General features: G+C 66.0%; 17 protein-coding genes and 1 pseudogene. 9 read left to right on the top strand and 9 right to left on the bottom strand.

Translation table 11 applies throughout. The features are described 5' to 3' along the window. Positions 1 to 2: 2 nt before the first annotated feature. The 3 genes from ACQ5SA_RS02180 to ACQ5SA_RS02190 are packed head-to-tail and all read right to left on the bottom strand — an operon-like array spanning position 3 to position 2474. On the bottom strand, positions 3 to 1256 hold the full coding sequence (locus ACQ5SA_RS02180; RefSeq protein WP_108265243.1) for an ABC transporter permease: 1254 nt from the start codon (positions 1254 to 1256) through the stop codon (positions 3 to 5). Continuing rightward, positions 1249 to 1944 carry an ATP-binding cassette domain-containing protein gene (locus ACQ5SA_RS02185; RefSeq protein WP_499312384.1) on the bottom strand — a complete coding sequence of 232 codons (696 nt, stop codon included), beginning with the start codon at positions 1942 to 1944 and terminating at the stop codon, positions 1249 to 1251. The genes ACQ5SA_RS02180 and ACQ5SA_RS02185 overlap by 8 nt, the downstream gene beginning before the upstream one ends. Then, a complete protein-coding gene (locus tag ACQ5SA_RS02190) occupies positions 1941 to 2474 on the bottom strand; it encodes a ZrgA family zinc uptake protein (RefSeq protein ID WP_499312386.1) in 534 nt (177 codons plus the stop codon). Before ACQ5SA_RS02190 ends, ACQ5SA_RS02185 begins: the two co-directional genes overlap by 4 nt. Positions 2475 to 2506: 32 nt before the next feature. Here ACQ5SA_RS02190 and ACQ5SA_RS02195 point away from each other — a divergent pair, with 32 nt between their 5' ends. After that, positions 2507 to 2983, top strand: a complete 477-nt coding sequence (locus ACQ5SA_RS02195) for a MerC domain-containing protein (RefSeq protein ID WP_499312387.1) — start codon at positions 2507 to 2509, stop codon at positions 2981 to 2983. Positions 2984 to 2990: 7 nt separating this feature from the next. On the opposite strand, the gene ACQ5SA_RS02200 is transcribed toward ACQ5SA_RS02195, so the two are convergent. Beyond that, positions 2991 to 5180 (bottom strand): TonB-dependent receptor, encoded by a 2190-nt coding sequence (locus ACQ5SA_RS02200; RefSeq protein WP_499312389.1) that lies wholly within the window; start codon positions 5178 to 5180, stop codon positions 2991 to 2993. 123 nt (positions 5181 to 5303) lie between these two features. On the opposite strand from ACQ5SA_RS02200, the gene ACQ5SA_RS02205 reads away from it, so the two are divergent. Continuing rightward, positions 5304 to 6221 carry a helix-turn-helix domain-containing protein gene (locus ACQ5SA_RS02205; RefSeq protein ID WP_499312391.1) on the top strand — a complete coding sequence of 306 codons (918 nt, stop codon included), beginning with the start codon at positions 5304 to 5306 and terminating at the stop codon, positions 6219 to 6221. Here ACQ5SA_RS02205 and ACQ5SA_RS02210 read toward each other — a convergent pair. Continuing rightward, positions 6163 to 7065 carry a LysR substrate-binding domain-containing protein gene (locus ACQ5SA_RS02210; RefSeq protein ID WP_499312393.1) on the bottom strand — a complete coding sequence of 301 codons (903 nt, stop codon included), beginning with the start codon at positions 7063 to 7065 and terminating at the stop codon, positions 6163 to 6165. The genes ACQ5SA_RS02205 and ACQ5SA_RS02210 overlap by 59 nt on opposite strands. 112 nt (positions 7066 to 7177) lie before the next feature. Between ACQ5SA_RS02210 and dkgB the strand changes: the two genes are divergently transcribed. The 5 genes and pseudogenes from dkgB to ACQ5SA_RS02235 all read left to right on the top strand — a co-directional run bounded on the left by dkgB (position 7178) and on the right by ACQ5SA_RS02235 (position 11235). Further along, complete coding sequence (gene dkgB / locus ACQ5SA_RS02215; RefSeq protein WP_499312394.1) at positions 7178 to 7981, top strand: 2,5-didehydrogluconate reductase DkgB; 804 nt, start codon at positions 7178 to 7180, stop codon at positions 7979 to 7981. A 13-nt stretch (positions 7982 to 7994) separates the two neighbouring features. Further along, positions 7995 to 8924 (top strand): TIGR03571 family LLM class oxidoreductase, encoded by a 930-nt coding sequence (locus ACQ5SA_RS02220; RefSeq protein ID WP_499312397.1) that lies wholly within the window; start codon positions 7995 to 7997, stop codon positions 8922 to 8924. A 19-nt stretch (positions 8925 to 8943) separates the two neighbouring features. Next, on the top strand, positions 8944 to 9882 hold the full coding sequence (locus tag ACQ5SA_RS02225; RefSeq protein ID WP_499312399.1) for a cyclase family protein: 939 nt from the start codon (positions 8944 to 8946) through the stop codon (positions 9880 to 9882). A gap of 14 nt (positions 9883 to 9896) precedes the next feature. After that, a pseudogene (locus tag ACQ5SA_RS02230) lies at positions 9897 to 10172 on the top strand (MoaF-related domain-containing protein); the annotation flags it as partial. A 61-nt stretch (positions 10173 to 10233) separates the two neighbouring features. Next, positions 10234 to 11235 carry an aldo/keto reductase gene (locus ACQ5SA_RS02235; protein ID WP_499312401.1) on the top strand — a complete coding sequence of 334 codons (1002 nt, stop codon included), beginning with the start codon at positions 10234 to 10236 and terminating at the stop codon, positions 11233 to 11235. Between the two features lie 14 nt (positions 11236 to 11249). On the opposite strand, the gene ACQ5SA_RS02240 is transcribed toward ACQ5SA_RS02235, so the two are convergent. Further along, a complete protein-coding gene (locus ACQ5SA_RS02240; RefSeq protein ID WP_499312403.1) occupies positions 11250 to 12143 on the bottom strand; it encodes a LysR family transcriptional regulator in 894 nt (297 codons plus the stop codon). A 106-nt stretch (positions 12144 to 12249) separates the two neighbouring features. On the opposite strand from ACQ5SA_RS02240, the gene ACQ5SA_RS02245 reads away from it, so the two are divergent. Further along, positions 12250 to 12993: an SDR family oxidoreductase gene (locus ACQ5SA_RS02245; protein ID WP_499312405.1), complete on the top strand. Its 744-nt coding sequence runs from the start codon at positions 12250 to 12252 to the stop codon at positions 12991 to 12993. Positions 12994 to 13067: 74 nt separating this feature from the next. Here the strand turns inward: ACQ5SA_RS02245 and ACQ5SA_RS02250 are convergent, their stop codons facing one another. Then, positions 13068 to 15419 (bottom strand): GH92 family glycosyl hydrolase, encoded by a 2352-nt coding sequence (locus ACQ5SA_RS02250; protein WP_499312406.1) that lies wholly within the window; start codon positions 15417 to 15419, stop codon positions 13068 to 13070. A gap of 494 nt (positions 15420 to 15913) precedes the next feature. Between ACQ5SA_RS02250 and ACQ5SA_RS02255 the strand changes: the two genes are divergently transcribed. Further along, complete coding sequence (locus ACQ5SA_RS02255; RefSeq protein ID WP_499312408.1) at positions 15914 to 18352, top strand: autotransporter family protein; 2439 nt, start codon at positions 15914 to 15916, stop codon at positions 18350 to 18352. 104 nt (positions 18353 to 18456) lie between these two features. Here ACQ5SA_RS02255 and ACQ5SA_RS02260 read toward each other — a convergent pair whose 3' ends face one another. Continuing rightward, on the bottom strand, positions 18457 to 18780 hold the full coding sequence (locus tag ACQ5SA_RS02260) for a thioredoxin family protein (RefSeq protein WP_499312410.1): 324 nt from the start codon (positions 18778 to 18780) through the stop codon (positions 18457 to 18459). A 5-nt stretch (positions 18781 to 18785) separates the two neighbouring features. Beyond that, positions 18786 to 19202, bottom strand: a complete 417-nt coding sequence (locus tag ACQ5SA_RS02265) for a baeRF12 domain-containing protein (protein ID WP_089235798.1) — start codon at positions 19200 to 19202, stop codon at positions 18786 to 18788. Between the last annotated feature and the right edge of the window lie 192 nt (positions 19203 to 19394).

Raw genomic sequence — 19394 nt, forward strand, 5'->3', positions numbered from 1 at the left:
GCTCATGACGCAGGCGCCAGGCCATCGGCCAGGGTGCGCCGGTAGGCCAGCAGCGCAGGCAGCAGGCCTGCGACCGCGCTGATCAGCAGCACGCCGCCCACCCAGGCCAGTTCGCGCGCGTCCGGCCAGACGTGGGTGATCGACAGACCGAAATTGGCCAGCGCCCAGCTGCGCCCCACCACGCTGGCGCAGGTCAGCACCGCCAGCGCCAACGCGCAGGCCATCGTCGCGGTGGCCACGGCTTCAACCACCAGCAGGCAGGCGACATAGGCCGGACGCGCACCGGTAGCACGCAGCACCGCCATCTCGCGGCGGCGCTCCTGCAGCGTCGATACCAGCAGCGCCATCAGCGAAACCATGCCCAGCAGCACCACCATCGCACTGATCAACTGCAACGCGCGCTCGGCGGTCCCCAGCGACTGCCAGAGCTGCTGCAGGGTCACGCCGGGCAGGATCGCCTGCAGCGCTTCGTCTGAATACTCGTTGATGCTGCGCTGCACGCCGAACGTTGCGATGCGCGAGTTCAGGCCCAGCATGAAGGCGGTGATGCTGGTCGGGGTCAGGTCGAGCTGGCGTGCCTGTTCGGCGCTGACATGCTGGCTGCGAAGCTGCACGCCGGAACGCCAGTCGACATGGATCGCCTCGATCGCTGGCAGTGACACCAGCACGGAAGAATCCACCGGCGTGCCCGTCCGCTGCAGGATGCCGACCACACGGAACGGCTTGTCCGCATGCGTGGCCAGGGTTACCGCACCGGTGCCATGGGCCAGCACGATGTCAGCGCCCACGCCGATGTGCGCCGCCTGTGCCACTTCAGCACCAACCACCGCGTCATACAGGTCGTCGAACGGCTTGCCCTGTGCGAATGCCAGCGGATGCCCTGCGCCATGCCGGTAATGTTCAAAGTATCCGGCAGTGGTGCCGATCACCCGATAGCCACGCCAGGAATCGCCCAATGACAGCGGCACTGCCCATTTCACCTGCGGTAGCGCGGACAGTTCCTGGTAGGACTGCCAGGACACGTTGTTGGTCGGGTCGCCGATATGGAACACCGAATACAGCAGCAGGTTCACCGGCCCCGAGCGCGCGCCCACGATCAGGTCCGTGCCCGAGACGGTGCTGGCAAAGCCCTCGTGGGCCTGCGTGCGGATGCGTTCCACCCCCAGCAGCAGGACGACGCTCAGAGTGATGACCAGCACGGTCAGGCTCACGCTCAAGGCGCGGCTGCGCAGGCTGGCCCAGGCCAACTCAAACATGTGCACCCCCTGCCCGGTTCAGATCACCCAGCGACAGCACCTGGTCGAACAGCGGCTGCAGGCGGTCATCGTGGCTGACCACCAGCGCGGTGGTACCGGCGGCGCGGCACTGCGCGGACATCAGCTGCAGGAAGGCCGTGGCCGCGTCGGGGTCCAGCGCCGAGGTCGGTTCGTCGGCCAGCAGTACCGCTGGGCGGCCGATCAAGGCACGGGCAGCGGCAACGCGCTGCTGCTGGCCGACGCTGAGCGTGCCCGCCGCACGCGGCATCAGTGCCGGGTCCAGCTGCAGCGCGCGCAGCAGGCGCGCGATCTCGGCATCCAGCCCACCGTCGATGCGCGCATTGCGCAACGGCGAGAAGCGCACGCCCAGGGCGATGTTGTTGCGCACGCTCAGGAACGGCAGCAGGTTGAATTGCTGGAAGATCACGCCCAGCTGGTCGGCGCGGAAACGATCGCGCGCGGCGGCACCGAGCGTGTTCACCGCGTGGCCGGCGACACGGATACTGCCGCGGCCCGGCAGCAGGATGCCTGCCAGCAGGCCCAGCAGCGTGCTCTTGCCCGAGCCGCTGGTGCCGCGCAGCAGCACGCTGCTGCCCGCGCGAACCTGCAACTGTGCGATGTCCAGCACCGCGCGCCCTGCATAGCTGAACTGCACGTCCTGCAGGTCGATGATGGCGGCCTCGTTCATGGCGCCAACGGCACCCGCAGGCTGTCGGCAGTCACTACGCTGCGGCCTTGCCCGGTCGACGTTGCGGTATTGACGATCACCTCATGCAGACCCGGAAACAGCGTCGGCAACGGCAATGCCAGCCCACGCAATGCCGCCGGGTTGGCGCAGTGGTAGCGCAGTGCTACGGTGAATCCGGCGTGCGTGTGCTGGCCTGGCGGCGTTGCCACTGCCACGGGTGCAAAACCCTCCGCAGTGGCCTCGGCATGGTCCAGCCGGCACTGTGCAGCGCTCGGCAACGTGACCCAGCTACCGCTCTGCAGGATCGATCGCGCCCGCGCCAATGCGGCCTGTTCGCGGCTGTCGGCAGGTGGTCGTTCGAAATCGAGGATGCCGATGCCCGGCGCACGCAGTGCCAGTTCCAGCGTTCCCTGGTCCACGGCCAGATCGACATCGGCCTGGCCGTGGACATGTGCATCGTGATGGCGCACGTCGTGGGCATTCGCAGAATGGGCAGCAAGCAGCAGTAGAAGGACGGCAGAACGTTTCATGGGGCGACTCCGTATTGTTACTATGTAACATTATGGACCACATCCCGACCTCGCCCGCAAGGGCCCGCGCCCAGCCGCCAGCTTCGGCACGCTGGCATCCCCGCTTCGATCTGGCAGGCGCCTGGCTGTCGCTGGCCTGTGCCGCGCATTGCGTGGCCCTGCCCTTGCTGCTGGCGTTCACGCCTGCGGCGATGATGGCGCTGCGCTCGTTCCAGCACCCTGGCCACGGGGTGATGACCGCGCTGCTGGTGATGTCGCGCTGGGAATGGCTGTTCGCCCTGCTGGCCTCGACAATCGCTCTGCTCAGCACCGCCGCCGGCCAGCGCCGCCATCGACGCGCCGTGCCGCTGTGCGTGGCCATGGCAGGCGCGATCCTGCTGCTGTCCGCCTCGCTGTACCTGCCATTGAAGGAATCGCTGCTCTGGCATGGCGCTGCCACCGCCTGCGGTGGGGTGATGCTGGCCATCGCACATCTGCGCAACCGGCGGGCCCTGCGGTCCGCCGGCTGATGACCCTTCAGAACCGGTAGCCGACCTCGGCACCGACAATGCGCGGGCTGTCCACCGGCCCGTAGTAGTTGCCATCGCGGCCGAAGGCCAGGTTGTCGAAGATCAGGCCGTTGATGCGGCGCTTGTCGGTCAGGTTCTGCACGAACACGCGCGTGCTCCACGGGCCCTGCTCGTAACCCAGTTGCACGCCCAGCACGGCCACGGCCGGCTGGAACGCGCGGTTGCGCTCGTCCAGCGCGCTGGAACCGGTGAACTGCGATTCCACCCGGGCATAGATGCCGGAATCGAACTGATACCGCGCCGCCAGGTAGCCGGTGTAGTGCGGCGTCAGCTTGACCCGCTTGCCGTTCAGGTTCTCCTGCGGGCTCACCCACAGCTTGGTGTACGTCGCATCGACATAGCCGACATTGGCCATCACCGTGAACCCGGGCGCGACTTCAAACACGCCTTCCAGCTCTGCACCACGCGAGCGTATCGAGGCATCCGAGCCCACGTAGTCGGAGGAGATCGGCCGGCCGTTGGCATCGGTGGCCACCTGGATTTCCTGCCAGTTGTCCGAGCTGATATGGAACAGCGCGCCGCCGATATGGCCACGGCCGCCCGCCAGGTTCATCTTGAAGCCCACTTCATGGCTCCACATGCGTTCGGATTCGTAGCGGAGCACCTTGTCGTTGATCACATCGCTCTGCGCGGCGGCCAGGTTGAAGCCACCGGGGATGTAGCCCTTGGCCGAGGCCGCATAGAACGAGAGGTCATCACTGGCGTCATAGCGCAGCGAGACGCGCGGCAACGTCGCCGAGAACGTATGCGCCAGGGCGGCGTCGCGGTAGCGCACCAGGCCCCCCGCACCCAGGTCGAGGAATCCGGCACGCTGCTCGGTGGAACGGCGGGCCTGCTCGTGGCGGATGCCGAGGCTGGCAGTCAGCTTCGGCAGTGCCGGCAGCGTGTAGCTGGCGGTCGCGAAAACACTGTAGTCCTCACCCTTGGAGGTCTGCCGCGGCGCCAGGTTGTAACTGTCCAGCCCGCGCAGCGCCGGGCCGACGAAGGTGCCCTGGATCGAATCCTTGTCGATGCGATAGGTTGACACACCGGCCATCCAGGTCAGCGCCTGATCGCTGGGCGAGCTGAAGCGCGCCTCGGCATTCCATGCATTCTTCTTGTCGTAGATGTAACCGGCCAGCGCGGAGCTGGCCGTCATGTCGAAGTCGTAGCCGGCCGAGGTGGTTTCCTCGCTGCGGTACGAGGCGGCAACATCCAGGGTGCCTGCCTGCAGTTGCCACTGCGCGCTCAGACCTGCAACGGTCTCGTCCTTTTCGGTGCGCTTGGGCGCGTCGTTGATGTAGGTGAAGTCACCTGCGTGGCGGCCACCATTGAGGCGCTCGCCATAGGTGCGGTTGTACAGGCCGGTATCCAGCGGCAGGTACTCGTACTCGAACATGCCCGGTGCGCGCGTGCGCAGGTGATAGGCCAAGGCGTTGACGGTCACGTAATCGCTGGGCCGCCAGCGCAGCTTGCCCTGCAGGTAACCCTCTTTCACTTCGCCGCGCGCGCCATACGGGGTCAGGTTCTTCAGGTGGGCATCCTCATCGGAGCCCATGAACGCCACCGACCCCGACAGCGTGCCGTCCTTGCTCAGCGGGCCTGCCAGGAAGCCATCCACGGCCGTACCGTTGCCGTTGCCGAACCAGGTGCTGCGCACGTTCAACTCGCCCTCGCGGGTATCGGCCGGGCCACGCGTTCGCACCAGCACCAGCCCCGACTCGCTGTTGGCGCCGTACAGGGTTCCCTGCGGCCCCCGCAGCACCTCAACCGATTCGACCTGGTTGAGTACCGCGTTGCTCAGCTCGCGGAACGGAATGCCATCGATGTAGACCGACGCGCGGTTGACCAGGAAAGGATTGGATTCGATGCCGCGGATGGAAATGAACATGTTGCTCAGCTGGCCCATCACGTTGAACTTCACATTGGGGGCCAGCTTGTCCAGGTCACGGAACTCGGTGACACCGGCTTCTTTCAGCGCCTGCCGGTCAAGCACGGTCACCGACAGGTCACTCTTCAGGTAGGGCGTATCGCGCTTGGAGCCGGTGACCACCACGCCATCGAGGGTGGTGGCATCGGCGGACTGCGCGTGGGCGGGAAGAGCAGGAACGAGCAACGACGCTGCGACGAGGGCAACGGAGGAAACGGGGGCTTTCAAGGGAAACCTCATGAGGAACGGAAACGCGCCTGGCGGGCCGGTTGGCGCAAACTGTTATCATGTAACATTCCGCATCCGCCGCCACTCCATTGCAGTCAGCGCTGCTCCATTCCTGGACCTGCCATGCCCGCCCTCGCCGACCAGTTGCACCGGGAAGCCACCCTGCCCATGGAAGGAACCGTGACCAGCGAGGATGGCTCGGTCGTTCTGCTACGCCATGGCTTCCAGGCCAGCGAAGGCCCCATGGGGCACCCGCACCAGCTGCGGCTGGGCCTGCTGCTGGCCGGTGGCGGCAACCTTTACCAACGCACCAGCGCCGGGGTTCTGCAGGCGGCGTGGAATCCAGGCCAGTTCAACGTGGTACTGCCCGGCGATCATGGGCATTACGCCAGCCCTGCGGTGGAGCTGCTGGGAATGGCCATCGATACCGCGCAGTGGCGTGATGCGCCTGGCGGCTTCCCGGACATTCCTTCCCTTTCCCTGCGACTGCATCGCGACCCGGTCATCGCCTCCGTACTGCAGGCGTTATGGTCCAGCGCACAGGTTGACGCCTGCGTGCCCGGGTTCCTGCAGTACGGTGCAGAGGTAGTGGTGCGGCGACTGGCGCAGCTTGCCGGCCAATCGCCCGCCCGGCCGCGTATGCCTGCGCCACTGCCATCGCGGCAGCTGCGCCAGCTGCAGGACTTCATCGATGAACACCGTTCCCAGTCGCTGGATGTCGCAGCGCTGGCAGACGTACTCGGCATGGAACCGACCACGTTCAGCCGCGCCCTGCGCGCCGCTACCGGCATGCCACCGTATGCCTACCTGACCCAGCGCCGGATGCACTGGGCGCAGTACGCACTGTCCAAGGGGCAGCGCGTCACCGAGGTCGCGCTGGCCTGCGGCTACGCCAATCCCAGCAAGTTCGCGGCGGCCTTCCAGCGCGTGGCCGGTTGCACGCCCAGCACCTGGGCCGCGCAAGGCACCGGCCGCCAGGACGCTATTCGTCGAACGGGCGTTGACCCAGCGTCTGCGTCACGTGATCGACGAAACAGGTGATGCGCGCGGCCAGCGCGGTGTTGCGGTAGTACACCGCGTTGATCGGCTGGCGGACCTCCTGGGTCTGCTTGGCGAACAGCTGTACCAGGCGCCCTTCGCGCCGGTCCTCGCGGGTCAGGAAATCGGACAGGCAGGCGATGCCCAGCCCGTTCACCGCCATCTGCCGCAGCGTTTCTCCGCTGGAAGATGCAATGGCCGGCTGGATCACCAATGGACCGCCATCGGCATCGGTCAGCGGCCACTCGTTGAGTGAACCCGGGTGGGTGAAACCCAGCGGCGTGTGCGCGCGCAGCTGCGCGATGCGGGTGGGCGTACCGTACTGCCGCAGGTACTCCGGGCTGGCGACCACGCGGATGCGGCTGTGGCCGATCGGCCGCGCATGCAGGGTGGAATCGCGCAGCACGCCGATGCGGAATGCCACGTCGGTGCGCTTCTCGATCAGGTCGGTGATGCCCTCGTTGGAGTTCAGCTCCAACTGCACCTGCGGATAGCGCTCGCGGAAGCCGGCCAGCAGCGGCACGATCACGTGCAGCATGAACGGCGTGGCTGCATCCACCCGCAACCGTCCTACCGGTTGTTGCCGGCGCGCCGCCATCTGTTCCTCGGCTTCGTCCACCGTGGCCAGGATCGTGCGCGCGTAGTCCAGGAACGCCGCGCCCTCTTCGGTCAGCTCCAGCCGTCGCGTGGTCCGCCGCAGCAGCGTGGTCTGCAGCTTGTCCTCCAAGCGCGCCAGGGTACGGCTGGTGGCCGAGATGGTCAGTCCCAGCGCCTCGGCGGCGGCGGTGATCGAGCCGCTGTCGACCACGGCGACAAACGCCTTCAGCTCATCCAGGGTCGTTTTCATTCTTTACCTCCGCGCAAAAGCATTTCCCGTATACACGGCTTAATCTGCAAATGTAAAGCGACCAGACTGGCCCCCATCGGAGCACACCGCTCCCTACCCAGCTGGAGTTCCCATGAGCCTTCCTTCCTTTGGCGTCGGCACGTTCCGCCTGACCGGCCAGACCGTCATCGATTCAGTTCGCAACGCCCTCGAGCTCGGCTATCGCGCGATCGACACCGCGCAGATCTACGGCAATGAAGCCGAGGTCGGCCAGGCAATCGCCGAATCCGGTGTACCGCGCGACGAACTGTTCATCACCACCAAGATCTGGGTCGACAACCATGCCGCCGACAGACTGCTGCCGAGCCTGCGCGAGAGCCTGGCCAAGCTGCGCACCGACCATGTCGACCTGCTGCTGATCCACTGGCCGGCACCGGGCAGCGCGGTCGCGCTGCGCGAGTACATGACCGCACTGGCCGAAGCGAAGACGCTGGGCCTGACCCGGCAGATCGGCGTATCCAACTTCAACATCGAACTGACCCGCCAGGCCATCGCCGTCGTTGGCCAGGGCCAGATCGCCACCAACCAGATCGAACTCAGCCCCTATCTGCAGAACCCGGCATTGACCGCTTTCCTGCAGGAACAGGGCATCGCGGTGACCTCCTACATGACCCTGGCCTACGGCAAGGTACTGAAGGACCCGGTGCTGGCCGCCATTGCCGACAAGCACCAGGCCACGGTGGCCCAGGTCGCACTGGCCTGGGCGCTGCAGCTGGGTTACGCCGTCATTCCCTCCTCGACCAAGCGCGAAAACCTGGCCAGCAACCTGCTTGCCCGCGAGCTGCGGCTGGATGCCGAAGACATGGCTGCGATCGCCGCACTCGAGCGCAACGGCCGCGAAGTCGACCCGCCGGGCCTGGCGCCTGCCTGGGACTGAGGAGCACGCGCTGATGGCTACTGCGTTGACACGACTGCAGGCGGGCGGCTTCAGCATTGGCATTGAAGCGCCGCTGGACAACGACTGGACGCCGCTGGGCGAACAGGCAAGACGCACGGCGCGCCGCCTGCCGGGCGAACCGGACCTGCAGCAGCACGCCGACCTTGCCCGGCTGGCCGACAGCCTCGGCTTCCGTGCGCTGTGGGTGCGCGACGTGCCGGTGTACGACCCGGCGTTCGGCGATGCCGCGCAGGTGTTCGAAGTGTTCACCTATCTCGGCTACCTGGCCGGCATCACCGAAGAGATCCTGCTGGGGACCGGCGCGGTGGTGCTGCCGATCCGCGAACCTCTGCTGACGTTGAAGTCGGCACGCAGCGTACAGCAGCTCAGTGGTGATCGCCTGCTGCTGGGCGTTGCCAGCGGCGACCGGCCGGTGGAGTATCCGCTGTTCGGCCGCGACTTCGACACCCGTGGCACGCGTTTCCGCGAGCAGATCGGGCTGCTGCGCGAAGGCACCGCTGCACGGCTGCCGCGGGGACTGGAAGTACTGCCTGCCGGTGGTCCGGCGCTGCCGCTGCTGGTGGCCGGCCTGGCGCAGCAGCAGCCGGCCTGGATCGGCGCGCATATGGACGGCTGCCTGGCTTACCCCGGCACGCCCCAGGAACACGCCCACCGCGTGGCGGCATGGCGCGCGGTGGCCGGCAGCAAACCCTATGCCAGCTTCATCCACCTGGATCTGCTGGAACAGGCCGACGCACCGCTGCAGCGTTGGCGCTTCGGCCTGCGCGGCGGCCGCAACGCGCTGCTGGCCGAACTGGAGGCGATGCAGTCCGCCGGCGTCGATCACATCGGCCTGCAGTTCCGCCGCAACGAACGGCCTTTGGCCGAGACCTTCCACGAAATCGCCGAGTACGTGCTGCCGCAGTTCGCGGCGCACGCGTGACCGACACTGGAGCCCCGCAATGAACATTACCTCTCTGGCCCTGCTCGCACTGGCCGGGCTCCCTCTGCCCTCCGCCGCTCTCGCTGCGGACTGGTATCCCTCCGTATACGGCGCGAACGATGAGATCGGCGCGGCCAACCTGCTCACCGCCGATGTGGTCAAGCAAGCGGTGTCGCTGGTGAAGACCGGCCAGACCTATCCGCTGGCGGTACCGGTGGACAAGAATCTGCCCGCCTTCCGCCATCGCAGCTTCCGCCTGTACAACGTGCAGGTCGGGCAACAGGCGGGCAAGTCTTTGGGCCCGAACAGATTCACCTTCAACGATGAACTGGTGAACGCCTGGACCGGTGTCGGCACCCAGCTCAACGGCATCGGCCACATCGGAATCGACAATGTCTACTACAACGGCAACAAGGCCGCCGACTTCGTCAGTGTCGATGGCGTGCGCAGGCTGGGCGTGGAGAAGGTGCCGCCGCTGGTCACACGCGGCGTGGTGCTGGACATGACCGCGCACTACGGCAAGGACATCGTGCCCGGCGGTACCGAGTTCAGCGTTGCCGACATCCAGACCGTACTGAAGCGGCAGCACCTCACCCTGCGCAAGGGCGATGTGGTGCTGTTCAACACCGGCTGGCTGGAGCTGATCGGCAAGAACAACACGCAGTTCCTGGAAGTCGAGCCGGGCATCGGCATGGACGCGGCGAAGTGGCTGGCCGACCAGGGCATCGTCGCCTTCGGCGGTGACACCTGGGCCTCGGAGGTCTACCCCAACCCGCACGGCGCCGAAGAGTTCCCGGTGAACCAGTACATGCTGGCCAAGCGCGGCATCTACAACCTGGAACTGATCGACAGCCGCGCGCTTGTGCGCGACAAAGCCTGGGAATTCCTGTTCGTGCTCGGCCAGCCGCTGTACGTCGGCTCCACCCAGGTCAACATCAACCCGGTGGCGATCCGATGAGTGCCACCCCTCCGATGTTCGCCGGTCGCCGTTTCCGGGTCAGCTATGACGGCCTGGCCGCCGACAACCGCTACAGCGCTGATGGCCATCGCGTGCACTACGCCATCGTCTCCGGTGCCTATGCCGGTGCCCACGGCGAAGCCAGCTGCGAGTGGCGGCAGGTTGCGGAGGGCGTCTATGCCATTTCCTGGCAGGAAGCCGACGGTGCCACCGTGGTGCACGTCGATGACTTCCTGCACGGCCATTCGCTGGCGTGGTTCACCGCCACCGATGGCCGCTTCCACCGCATGCAGGGCACGCTGCAGGCGCTGCCCCCCGCACGACTGACTGTCCCTTCCCCACGAGATTCCCATGCGACTTTCCATTCCCTCGCCCATCGGCTTCGGCACCGCCCCGTTGGGCAACATGTACCGCAACATCCCCCAGCAGGAGGCGCTGGATACCGTCGAAGCAGCCTGGCAGCAGGGCATCCGCTACTTCGATGCCGCGCCGCTGTACGGCGCTGGCCTGGCCGAACTGCGCCTGGGCGAGGCCCTGCAGCATCACGACCGTGATGCCTATGTACTGAGCAGCAAGGTCGGCCGCCGTGTGCTGGACGAGGTGGAAGACACCACCCAGCGCGACCTTGGTGAGAAAGGCGGCCTGTTCGAGCATGGCCTGCCCAACCGCATCGTCTACGATTACAGCGCCGACGGCACCCTGCGCGCGATCGAGGAGAGCCTGCAGCGCCTGCGTACCGATCGCCTGGACATCGTCTGGATCCACGATCCGGCGCGTGACTTCCATGGCGATGCCTGGAAGGAGGTCTTCCACCAGGCGATGGACGGCGCCGCCGTGGCGCTCACCCGCCTGCGCGAGGAAGGCGTCATCAAGGCCTGGGGCCTGGGCGTCAACCGCGTGCAGCCCTGCGAAATGGCGCTGCAGCAGGCCGACCCGGATGGTTTCCTGATTGCCGGGCGCTACACCCTGCTCGACCACGAAGAGGCCCTGCAGCGGTTGATGCCGGCCAGCGTTGCACGTGGAGTCGGCATCGTGGTCGGCGGGCCGTACAACTCCGGCGTCCTCGCCGGCGGCGCGCATTACGAATACCAGACCGCCACGCCAGAGGTGCTGGCCCGCGTACAGGCGTTGCGCGGGGTTGCGGCAGAACACCAGGTGGACCTGCGCGCCGCCGCGCTGCAGTTCTCGCTGGCGCACCCGGCAGTGGCAGCGGCGATTCCCGGTGCAAGCCGTCCCGAGCGCATCGCCGAGAATCTGGCGTTGGCCGCGGCGACGATTCCCGCCGCGTTCTGGCAGGCATTGAGCGACCGCCAGCTGGTGTCATCGCACGCGCCGCTGCCCGGCCTGGGTTGAGCGGCAGGTCGGCGTCAGCCTGCGTGCTCGAACACTGCCGCCACCCAGTCGATGAACACCCGCAGCCGCGGCGATGGCGTGCGGTTGCGCAGATAGACCAGGCTGACCGGGCTCGGTGTGGGTGGCATCTCGGGCAACAGCTCGAGCAACTGCCCGCGCGCGATGTAAGGGTCCATCCGGTAGCGCGGTGCCTGGATGATGCCCAACCCGGCCAGCGCGGCACCGAGGAAGGCGTCGGCACCGGAGACCCGCACGCGTGCCGGCAGCGGCACGTGGCGAACCTGCCCACCCTGCTGGAACTCCAGCGGAATGAGCTGGCCGGTGGCGCTGGAACGGTAGCCGACCATCTGGTGTCCCGCCGCCAGCGAAGCGATGTTTTCCGGCCGCCCGTGTGACTGCACGTAGGCGCGCGAAGCTACCGTGACCTCGCGCAGCAACGCCAAGCGCCGCGCGGCCAGGTCGCTGTCGGCCAGGGTGCCCACGCGGATGGCCCCGTCCACGCCCTCCCGCAGCAGGTCGACATAGCGGTCACCCTCGCTGACTTCCAGTTCGATATCCGGGTAACGCTGCAGGAAATCCGGCAGGTGCGGAAACAGCAGGTGACGCCCCAGCGTACCGTGCACTTCAATGCGCAGTGGCCCGCGCGGTGACACGTCACGGAACGCGGCTTCGGCATCGTCCATGTCCGCGATCAGGCGCAGACAGCGGCCATAGAACGCCTCACCTTCCAGCGTCGGCACCACCACGCGCGTGGTCCGGTGCAACAGACGTGCGCCCAGGCGCTGCTCCAATGCCTTGATCGCGTCGGTTACGGTGGCCCTCGGCAGCCCCAGGTCTTCGGCGGCACGGCTGAAGCTGCGGCGCTCGACGATCCGGACGAAGGCACGCAGGGCGGTGAATCGGTCCATTGTTCGGCTGGCCGGATGATGTTTCCGGATTATCCATGATTATCCGCGACAGCGGAGAGACGAAGATGGCCTTGCGCCATGCCGGCGCGACCTTCTGGAACCTGCCATGACGTCCCCTGCTTCCGTTCCTGTCGCCCTGGTCACTGGCGGCTCCCGCGGCATCGGCGCTGCCATCTCGCGCCGTCTGGCCGCCGACGGCCACGCCGTGGTGATCAACTATGCCGGCCGCCGCGACGAGGCCGAGGCACTGGCTGCCGAACTGACCGCCAATGGCGGCCACGCCGTGGCCCTGCAGGCCGATGTGGCCGACCCGCAGGCTGTGCATGCCCTGTTCGACGCGATCGAGGCGCGCTTCGGTGGCATCGACGTGGTGGTCAACAGTGCCGGCGTGCTGCAACTGGCCACGCTGGCCGACAGCGATGATGCACTGTTCAACCGCGTGATCGGCATCAACCTCAAGGGGGCATTCAATGTGCTGCGCGAGGCCGCGCGGCGCATGCGCGACGGTGGCCGCATCGTCACCCTGTCCACCAGCGTGGTTGGCATCAAGCTGGAAAACTACAGCGTGTATGCCGCCAGCAAGGCCGCGGTGGAAACCATGTGTGCGATACTCAGCAAGGAACTGCGTGGGCGCGGCATCACCGTGAACACGGTGGCGCCCGGGCCGACCGCCACCGATCTGTTCCTGGACGGGAAGTCGCCGGAGCTGATTGAACGGCTGGCGAAGATGAATCCTTTGGAGCGGCTGGGTACGCCGGAAGACATCGCCGGTGCGGTGGCGTTCCTTGCGGGTGCCGATGGTGGCTGGATCAATGGCCAGGTGCTGCGGGCCAATGGTGGGATGGTGTAGATCGCATGCCAACCAAGGTTGGCATCTACCAGATCACGCCACATCGGTAGTCGCCCACCTTGGTGGGCGCTGCGTCACGGGCTCATCGAATACGGTGCCTGCGCGCCCTGCCCCGGCCAGTCCTTGTTCGGTTCGGCCTGCATGGTGAAATGCAACTCGCCACCGGCCAGGATCTCGTCATGGCGCAGGAAGGTGCGCTGCAACGGCTTGCCGTTGAGGGTCACGCTGCCCACATAGGTGTGCTTGTCGTCCAGGCCTTCGGCCACGATGGTGAAGGTCTTGCCGTTCGGCAACCGCATTGCGGTCCTGGGCAGGAACGGGCGGCCGAGGATGTACTCACCCGAGCCCGGCGCCACCGGGTAGAAGCCCAGCGCGGTGAACACATACCACGCAGACATCTGGCCAACGTCATCATTGCCGGCCAGGCCATCGGGGCGGTCGGCGTACTGGGTGTCCATGATCTGCTTCAGGCGTGCCTGCGTGCGCCACGGTTGGCCGGCATACGAGTACAGGTAGGCCACGTGGTGGCTGGGCTCGTTGCCATGCGCATACCAGCCGATCAGGCCGGTGATGTCTTCCATGTGTTCGAAGATGGCCGGATCGACCTTGGCGTTGAACACCTCATCCAGGCGTGCCAGCAGTTTGTCACTGCCACCATGCGCTGCTGCAAGGCCTGCCACATCCTGCGGCACGTACCACGAGTACTGCCAGGCATTGCCTTCGGTGTAGTCGGTGCCGTAGCCACTGGCGCTGGGGTCGAACGGCGTACGGAAGCTGCCATCGCGCTTGCGTGCGCGCATGAAGCCGGTGTCCTTGTCGAAGGCATTGCGCCAGTTGCCCGCGCGCTTGTCGAAGGTCGCCGCCACATCGGTCTTGCCCATCGCCTGCGCCATGCGCGCGATGGTCCAGTCATCGAAGGCGTATTCCAGCGTCTTGCTGGCTGCTTCACCTTCTTCGTCGATCGGCACGTAGCCCAGCTCACGGTACTGCGCGATGCCGTCATACGGTCCGTAGTTGGCGGTCTCCACCATCGCCTTCAGCGCCTTGTCGGCGTCGAAGCCACGGATGCCCTTCACGTAGGCATCGGCGATCACCGGCACCGCGTGGTAGCCGATCATGCACCAGTCTTCCAGGCCGTGGAACGACCACACCGGCAGCATCCCGTAGGGGCTGTGCTCATGATGGGCCAGCATGGAATTGACGAAATCGCTGTTGCGCTTCTCCGGCTGCACCAGGGTCAGCAGCGGATGCAGGGCCCGGTAGGTATCCCACAGCGAGAACGTCGAATAATTCGTATAGCCCTTGGCCTGGTGCACGGCGTTGTCGGAGCCACGGTACTGGCCGTCGGCATCCATGAACAGCGTCGGCCCCAGCAGCGTGTGGTACAGCGCGGTGTAGGCGCTGCGACGTGCGTGCTCCGGCGCGTCGATATCCAGCACCGACAACGCCTGCGTCCACTCCTGTTTTGCCTGCGCGCGCACGCGGTCGAAATCGAAGTCGGCCACTTCGGCATCAAGGTTGGCGATGGCGCCGGCCTCGCTGACCGGCGAGATCGCCACCTTCACCACCAGTGGTGCATCCAGTTTGCCGAAGTCGAAGGTGCCTACCAGCTGCCGCCCCTCGATCTGCGCGCGCTGCGTCGGGTCCTTCTCGCCGGGGGGTGCGAAGCCCTTGTAGACGATGTCCTGTTCGGTGTTGTGCAGTTCGTGGCTGGCCAGCGGCCGCGAGAAACGCATCGCGAAATACAGCTGGCGGCCAGCGGCCCAGCCGCGGGTCTCGCGGAAACCGGTGACGGTGCCATCGCCGCGCACGCGCACCCGCGACCACAGGATCTTGCCCGGGTAGTCGTACATGCTGGTGCGCATGTCCAGCAGCACCTTGGCGTCGGTGCCCTTGGGGAACGCGTAGCGATGCACGCCCACGCGTGCGCTGGTGGTCAGCTCTGCGCGCACCTTGTAGTCGTCCAGGGTGACCGCGTAATAGCCCGGCTCAGCCTTCTCGGTATCATGACCGAAGCGCGAGGCATACCCGCTGCGCGGTTTTTCGGGGTCGCCGCGCTCCAGTCCCGGGTTGCCGGTGAACGGCATGAGCAGGATGTCGCCCAGGTCTGAATGACCGGTGCCGGAAAAATGCGTGTGCGAGAAGCCGACGATACTGCTGTCGTCATAACGATAGCCGGCCGCCCAGCCGTAGGCCTTCTCACGCGGCTGGATGCGCGTATCGGGGCTGAGCTGGACCATGCCGAACGGCACCGTCGCGCCGGGGTACGTATGCCCTTCGCCGCCGGTACCAATGAACGGATCGACCGAGGCATAGGCCTTGTCGGCGGCAGTCCTGGCCGGGGCGGCCACAGCCAAGCCGGAGGCGAACATCGCCGTAGCGGCGACAGCGATCAGGAGACGACGGTCCAGCGTGGGCATCGGCATTTGGATCGATTCAGGTGGTGATCAGATCCTAGCACCGGGATGAAGCGCTGGCATGCTGCGGTGCGGTTGAGTGACGTCAGGGACACCGGCAGGCAACTGCGTCCGGCCGCGGCAGGCGCTTCTTCCCGTTTCACGAAAGGTCGCCCGTCGCACACCGCTCTTTGCAACAAATTGCATGGCGCCTGCGGCCCCTGCGTTCAACACTGTATCGGCTCGAGCAGCGCCACTCGCGCATCGGCTGGGGCAAGCCCCCCCCGTTCAAGAAGATCAACACCATGGCAATCCGCCCGATGCCAGTTTTTCCGCACGCACGAACGCTGCCCATGGCACTGATGGCCGCGCTCGTCATCCCTTCGCCCCACGCGCTGGCTGGCGCCGTATCGGGGCCTGATGCAAGCCATGTTGTCCAACCCGGTGATCGAGCCGAGGACTGGTTCATCAGCGATGGCGCGCTGCTCGAATTGTCACCCCAATCCCGAGCCCTGATCGCATTCGTGAGCGATTCCCGCCTCAAGGCAACCGATGCCCACATCAATGAAGTGATCGCCACGCGCGGGCATGTCGAAGTCCGTGGTGGAACGTTGGGTACTCTCGGCAGGGGCACGGTTGCTGCGCGTTTCCGCTACAGCGTGGGCCATCTGGAAGATCTCGACATCATTGCAACGGGCACGGGCATCGAGGCGCTGCGCAGCAGCACCGAGGTGCATGTCAGCCGATCCACGGTGACCGCCAATCAGATTGGCGTGGACGCCGCTGACAACGCACAGGTTTTTCTCGATGATGTGCGAGTGGAGGCTACCAACTACTTCGCCAGTACCGGGGTGAAGCTGATGGACAGCAAAGCCTGGATCACCGACAGCCACATCCAGGCCGGCGATGTCGCGATGACCATGACCGACAGCAGCGCCGAGATCACCAACAGCACCCTCAGTGGCCGCAGGCTGGGGCTGCAGATCATCGACAATGCGACTACCGCGCAGGCGCACGTGATGGGTACCTCTGTCCTCGCGACGGATGGCATTGCAGTGGCGCTGTCTGGGACCGCCAGTCTGACGCTCCGTGACAGTCACCTGAGTGGCGAGGGCTCCAACGGCATCGGTCTACGGCTACAGGGCGGCAGTTCGCTCGCCGCATATGGCGGTCATATCCACGGAACCCTTTCGGCACTGCGCGTGGATTCCAATCTTCAAGGCAGCCGCATCCTGCTGGACGGTGTCCAGGTCAAGGCAAGCGCGGGGGATGCGATCCTGGTGACCCCTGCTGCCTCGGCGGTCATTCCAATCGAATTACGCGGCGGCACGACACTGAGCGCAGGCAGCGGCACCCTCCTGCGCGCGCAGGCTGGCGCCCAGGTGGACCTGTTGGTGTCTGCCTCTCATCTGGTGGGCAACCTGGTGGGCCACTCAGGTGCCGCGCTGGATGTCACCCTGCGTGATGGCGCTACGTTGATCGGGCAGATCGACCAGGCGCGGGCAGTTGCTGTGCAGGATGCGCGGTGGCAACTGACTGCCGACAGCCACATCGATAGCCTGCGGCTCGACCAGGATGGCCTGATTGCGCTTGGACGGGGGGATACATTCCACGTCTTGAACATACTCGGCGATTTCACCGGCAGCGGTGGCACGATTGTCCTCAATACCGTGCTGGCCAGCGACAGCGCAGCCACTGACAAGCTGATCATCGGCGGCGATACCAGCGGCACCGCCCATGTACGCGTCAACAATGTGGGCGGTGCCGGTGCGCAGACCGTCCAAGGCATCGAGCTGATTCAGGTGGGCGGCGCGTCGAACGGCACGTTCACCCTGGCTGGCCGTGCCGTGGGCGGGCAGTACGACTATTTCCTGCACAAGGGAACGGGTAGCGATGGCAACTGGTACCTGCGCTCACAGCTACCGCCTACACCCGATCCGTGCGACGTAGATCCGAACAGCTGCACGCCTCCGGTTGATCCGGTTGATCCGGTTGATCCAATAGATCCGCTCGATCCAGTTGATCCAATCGCCCCGACGCCTGTGCTGCGCCCCGAACCCGGCGCCTATCTGGCCAACCTGCAGGCGGCGCAGACGATGTTCCGCCTCGGCTACCACGAGCGCGAGGCTGGCCAGAATGGTGGCCGTGCGTGGGCACGCGTGGAGGGTTCACGCAGTGGTTTCGAGGCGGTCAGCCGTCAGCTGGTCATCCGCGGCAACAGCCAGTCACTGACCGTAGGTGCCGATGTGTGGCGTCACGATTCCGGCAGCAGCGTGGGCCTGATGCTGGCCAGCGGCAATGCCAGCAGCACTTCCACCAACACGCTTACCGGCTACTACGCGCGTGGCAAGGTGGAGGGGGAGGCGCTGGGCGTATACGGCACCTGGCGCGGCGGCCACGGCGTCGACCCGTATGCGGGCTTCTACGTGGACGGCTCGCTGCAGCGCGCGCAGTTCCGCAATCACGTGGAAGGTGTGGGGCTGGTTGACGAGCGCTATGGCACCCGTGCATGGCAGGGCACCGTTGAAGCCGGCTACGCCTACCGCGTGGGTGGTACCAGCAATGCTGGCATCTTCGTGGAGCCGCAGCTGCAGTTGGGCTACAACCGTTGGCACAGCCACCGACACACCGAAGCCAACGGTACGGTGGTGAGCACCGACGATGCCGACGGTCTGTTCGGCCGCGCCGGACTGCGCCTGTCCGGCGCGACGCGTTGGGGTGATGGGGCCACCGAAGTACAGCCATACATCGCGGCCCACTGGCTGCACACCCGCGCCGAGTCGCAGATCCGCATGGACGACGAGCAGGTAGACGCACGCATTCCACGCCGTCGTGGCGAGTTCAGTGCCGGTGCGTCGCTGACGTTCGGCAACGGTGTGGGAGCATGGGGCGGGCTGTCGCTGCAGAAGGCCAGCGGCTTCCACCAGACCAGTGCGCAGGTGGGTGTGAGTTACAGCTGGTAAGGGGCTTCTCACCTTGCGGGCGCGGCTGGGTGCTTTCGGTGTGTTTTGGCACTACGGCAACTGCCGGAACGAGCCGAGCGTGGGCTCGGCTCTAGAGGAGGCTTTCAATCCGGCAGCGCGCTCTGCAGCGTTGCAAGGTCTGCTGCATCCACCGGCCGTACCACGCGCGCCACTTCCTTGCCGTCACGCAACAGGATCACCGTCGGCCACAGCTTCACCTGGAACGAGCGGCCCAGCGGCTTGCCCTTGCCGTCTTCGATTTTCCAGTGCGGCAGATCATGCGCATCCACGAAGGCCTGCAGCGCCGATTGCGCGGCCTGGCAATGGCCGCACCACGGCGCGCCGAATTCCAGCAGCAACCAACCGGACTGCGCATCCACCTCAGCGCGGGCCGGCTCGGCGGCTACATGATCACGCATGAAGGGCATGCCGGTTACGCCTGCAGCGTGCGCTGGATGTCTTCCAGCGGCGCGTTGGTCAGATCCTTGGCGATGTCGACCAGCAACCGCGCCTGCGTTTCTTTGTGCAGCAAAGGACGGATGCGGCCCAGCGTGGTGGGATCGGCGATCAGCACCAGATGCGCGTAGCGGTTGTTGAGCGCATCTTCGTTGAGCTGTTCGGCCACCTGCTTGGCGAAGGTCGCTTCGTTGAGCTGCGAAATCGACATGTCCTTGGGCACCGCGCCGGAAGGCCCCTGTCCGGACACACCCTGCTCGCTGATGTCCTGCAGGCGCAGCTCGCCTTCCTGTTTCAGGGTGAGCTTCTGCTCGCTGCCGACGTTGGTGAACACGCGGGCCGAGCCACCATCGGCGACGATTACCAGGGTACCTTCGGGAATGCGACGGGTCATGCGTTACTCCTTGCGTTGGTTCATGACCACCGTAGAAGGCATGGCGTGAGCGAGGTGAGCACAACATGTTCATTTGATGTGCGCGGGTCATCTGCATGAACAGGCAAGGTGGAACGCTGCGTTCATACAGGTGCGATTCTCGGCACGCTCACACTGTAACCGTTATCATGAACGCATGATCGACACGACCCA

Origin of the sequence: Stenotrophomonas indicatrix (assembly GCF_050573115.1) — a bacterium.
Lineage (GTDB): Bacteria > Pseudomonadota > Gammaproteobacteria > Xanthomonadales > Xanthomonadaceae > Stenotrophomonas > Stenotrophomonas lactitubi_A.

Coding starts and splice junctions, on each gene's coding strand:
- ACQ5SA_RS02180 (WP_108265243.1), bottom strand. CDS start 1,256: ATGTTTGAGTTGGCCTGGGCCAGCCTGCGCAGCCGCGCCTTGAGCGTG.
- ACQ5SA_RS02185 (WP_499312384.1), bottom strand. CDS start 1,944: ATGAACGAGGCCGCCATCATCGACCTGCAGGACGTGCAGTTCAGCTAT.
- ACQ5SA_RS02190 (WP_499312386.1), bottom strand. CDS start 2,474: ATGAAACGTTCTGCCGTCCTTCTACTGCTGCTTGCTGCCCATTCTGCG.
- ACQ5SA_RS02195 (WP_499312387.1), top strand. CDS start 2,507: ATGGACCACATCCCGACCTCGCCCGCAAGGGCCCGCGCCCAGCCGCCA.
- ACQ5SA_RS02205 (WP_499312391.1), top strand. CDS start 5,304: ATGCCCGCCCTCGCCGACCAGTTGCACCGGGAAGCCACCCTGCCCATG.
- ACQ5SA_RS02210 (WP_499312393.1), bottom strand. CDS start 7,065: ATGAAAACGACCCTGGATGAGCTGAAGGCGTTTGTCGCCGTGGTCGAC.
- dkgB (WP_499312394.1), top strand. CDS start 7,178: ATGAGCCTTCCTTCCTTTGGCGTCGGCACGTTCCGCCTGACCGGCCAG.
- ACQ5SA_RS02220 (WP_499312397.1), top strand. CDS start 7,995: ATGGCTACTGCGTTGACACGACTGCAGGCGGGCGGCTTCAGCATTGGC.
- ACQ5SA_RS02225 (WP_499312399.1), top strand. CDS start 8,944: ATGAACATTACCTCTCTGGCCCTGCTCGCACTGGCCGGGCTCCCTCTG.
- ACQ5SA_RS02235 (WP_499312401.1), top strand. CDS start 10,234: ATGCGACTTTCCATTCCCTCGCCCATCGGCTTCGGCACCGCCCCGTTG.
- ACQ5SA_RS02240 (WP_499312403.1), bottom strand. CDS start 12,143: ATGGACCGATTCACCGCCCTGCGTGCCTTCGTCCGGATCGTCGAGCGC.
- ACQ5SA_RS02245 (WP_499312405.1), top strand. CDS start 12,250: ATGACGTCCCCTGCTTCCGTTCCTGTCGCCCTGGTCACTGGCGGCTCC.
- ACQ5SA_RS02250 (WP_499312406.1), bottom strand. CDS start 15,419: ATGCCGATGCCCACGCTGGACCGTCGTCTCCTGATCGCTGTCGCCGCT.
- ACQ5SA_RS02260 (WP_499312410.1), bottom strand. CDS start 18,780: ATGCCCTTCATGCGTGATCATGTAGCCGCCGAGCCGGCCCGCGCTGAG.
- ACQ5SA_RS02265 (WP_089235798.1), bottom strand. CDS start 19,202: ATGACCCGTCGCATTCCCGAAGGTACCCTGGTAATCGTCGCCGATGGT.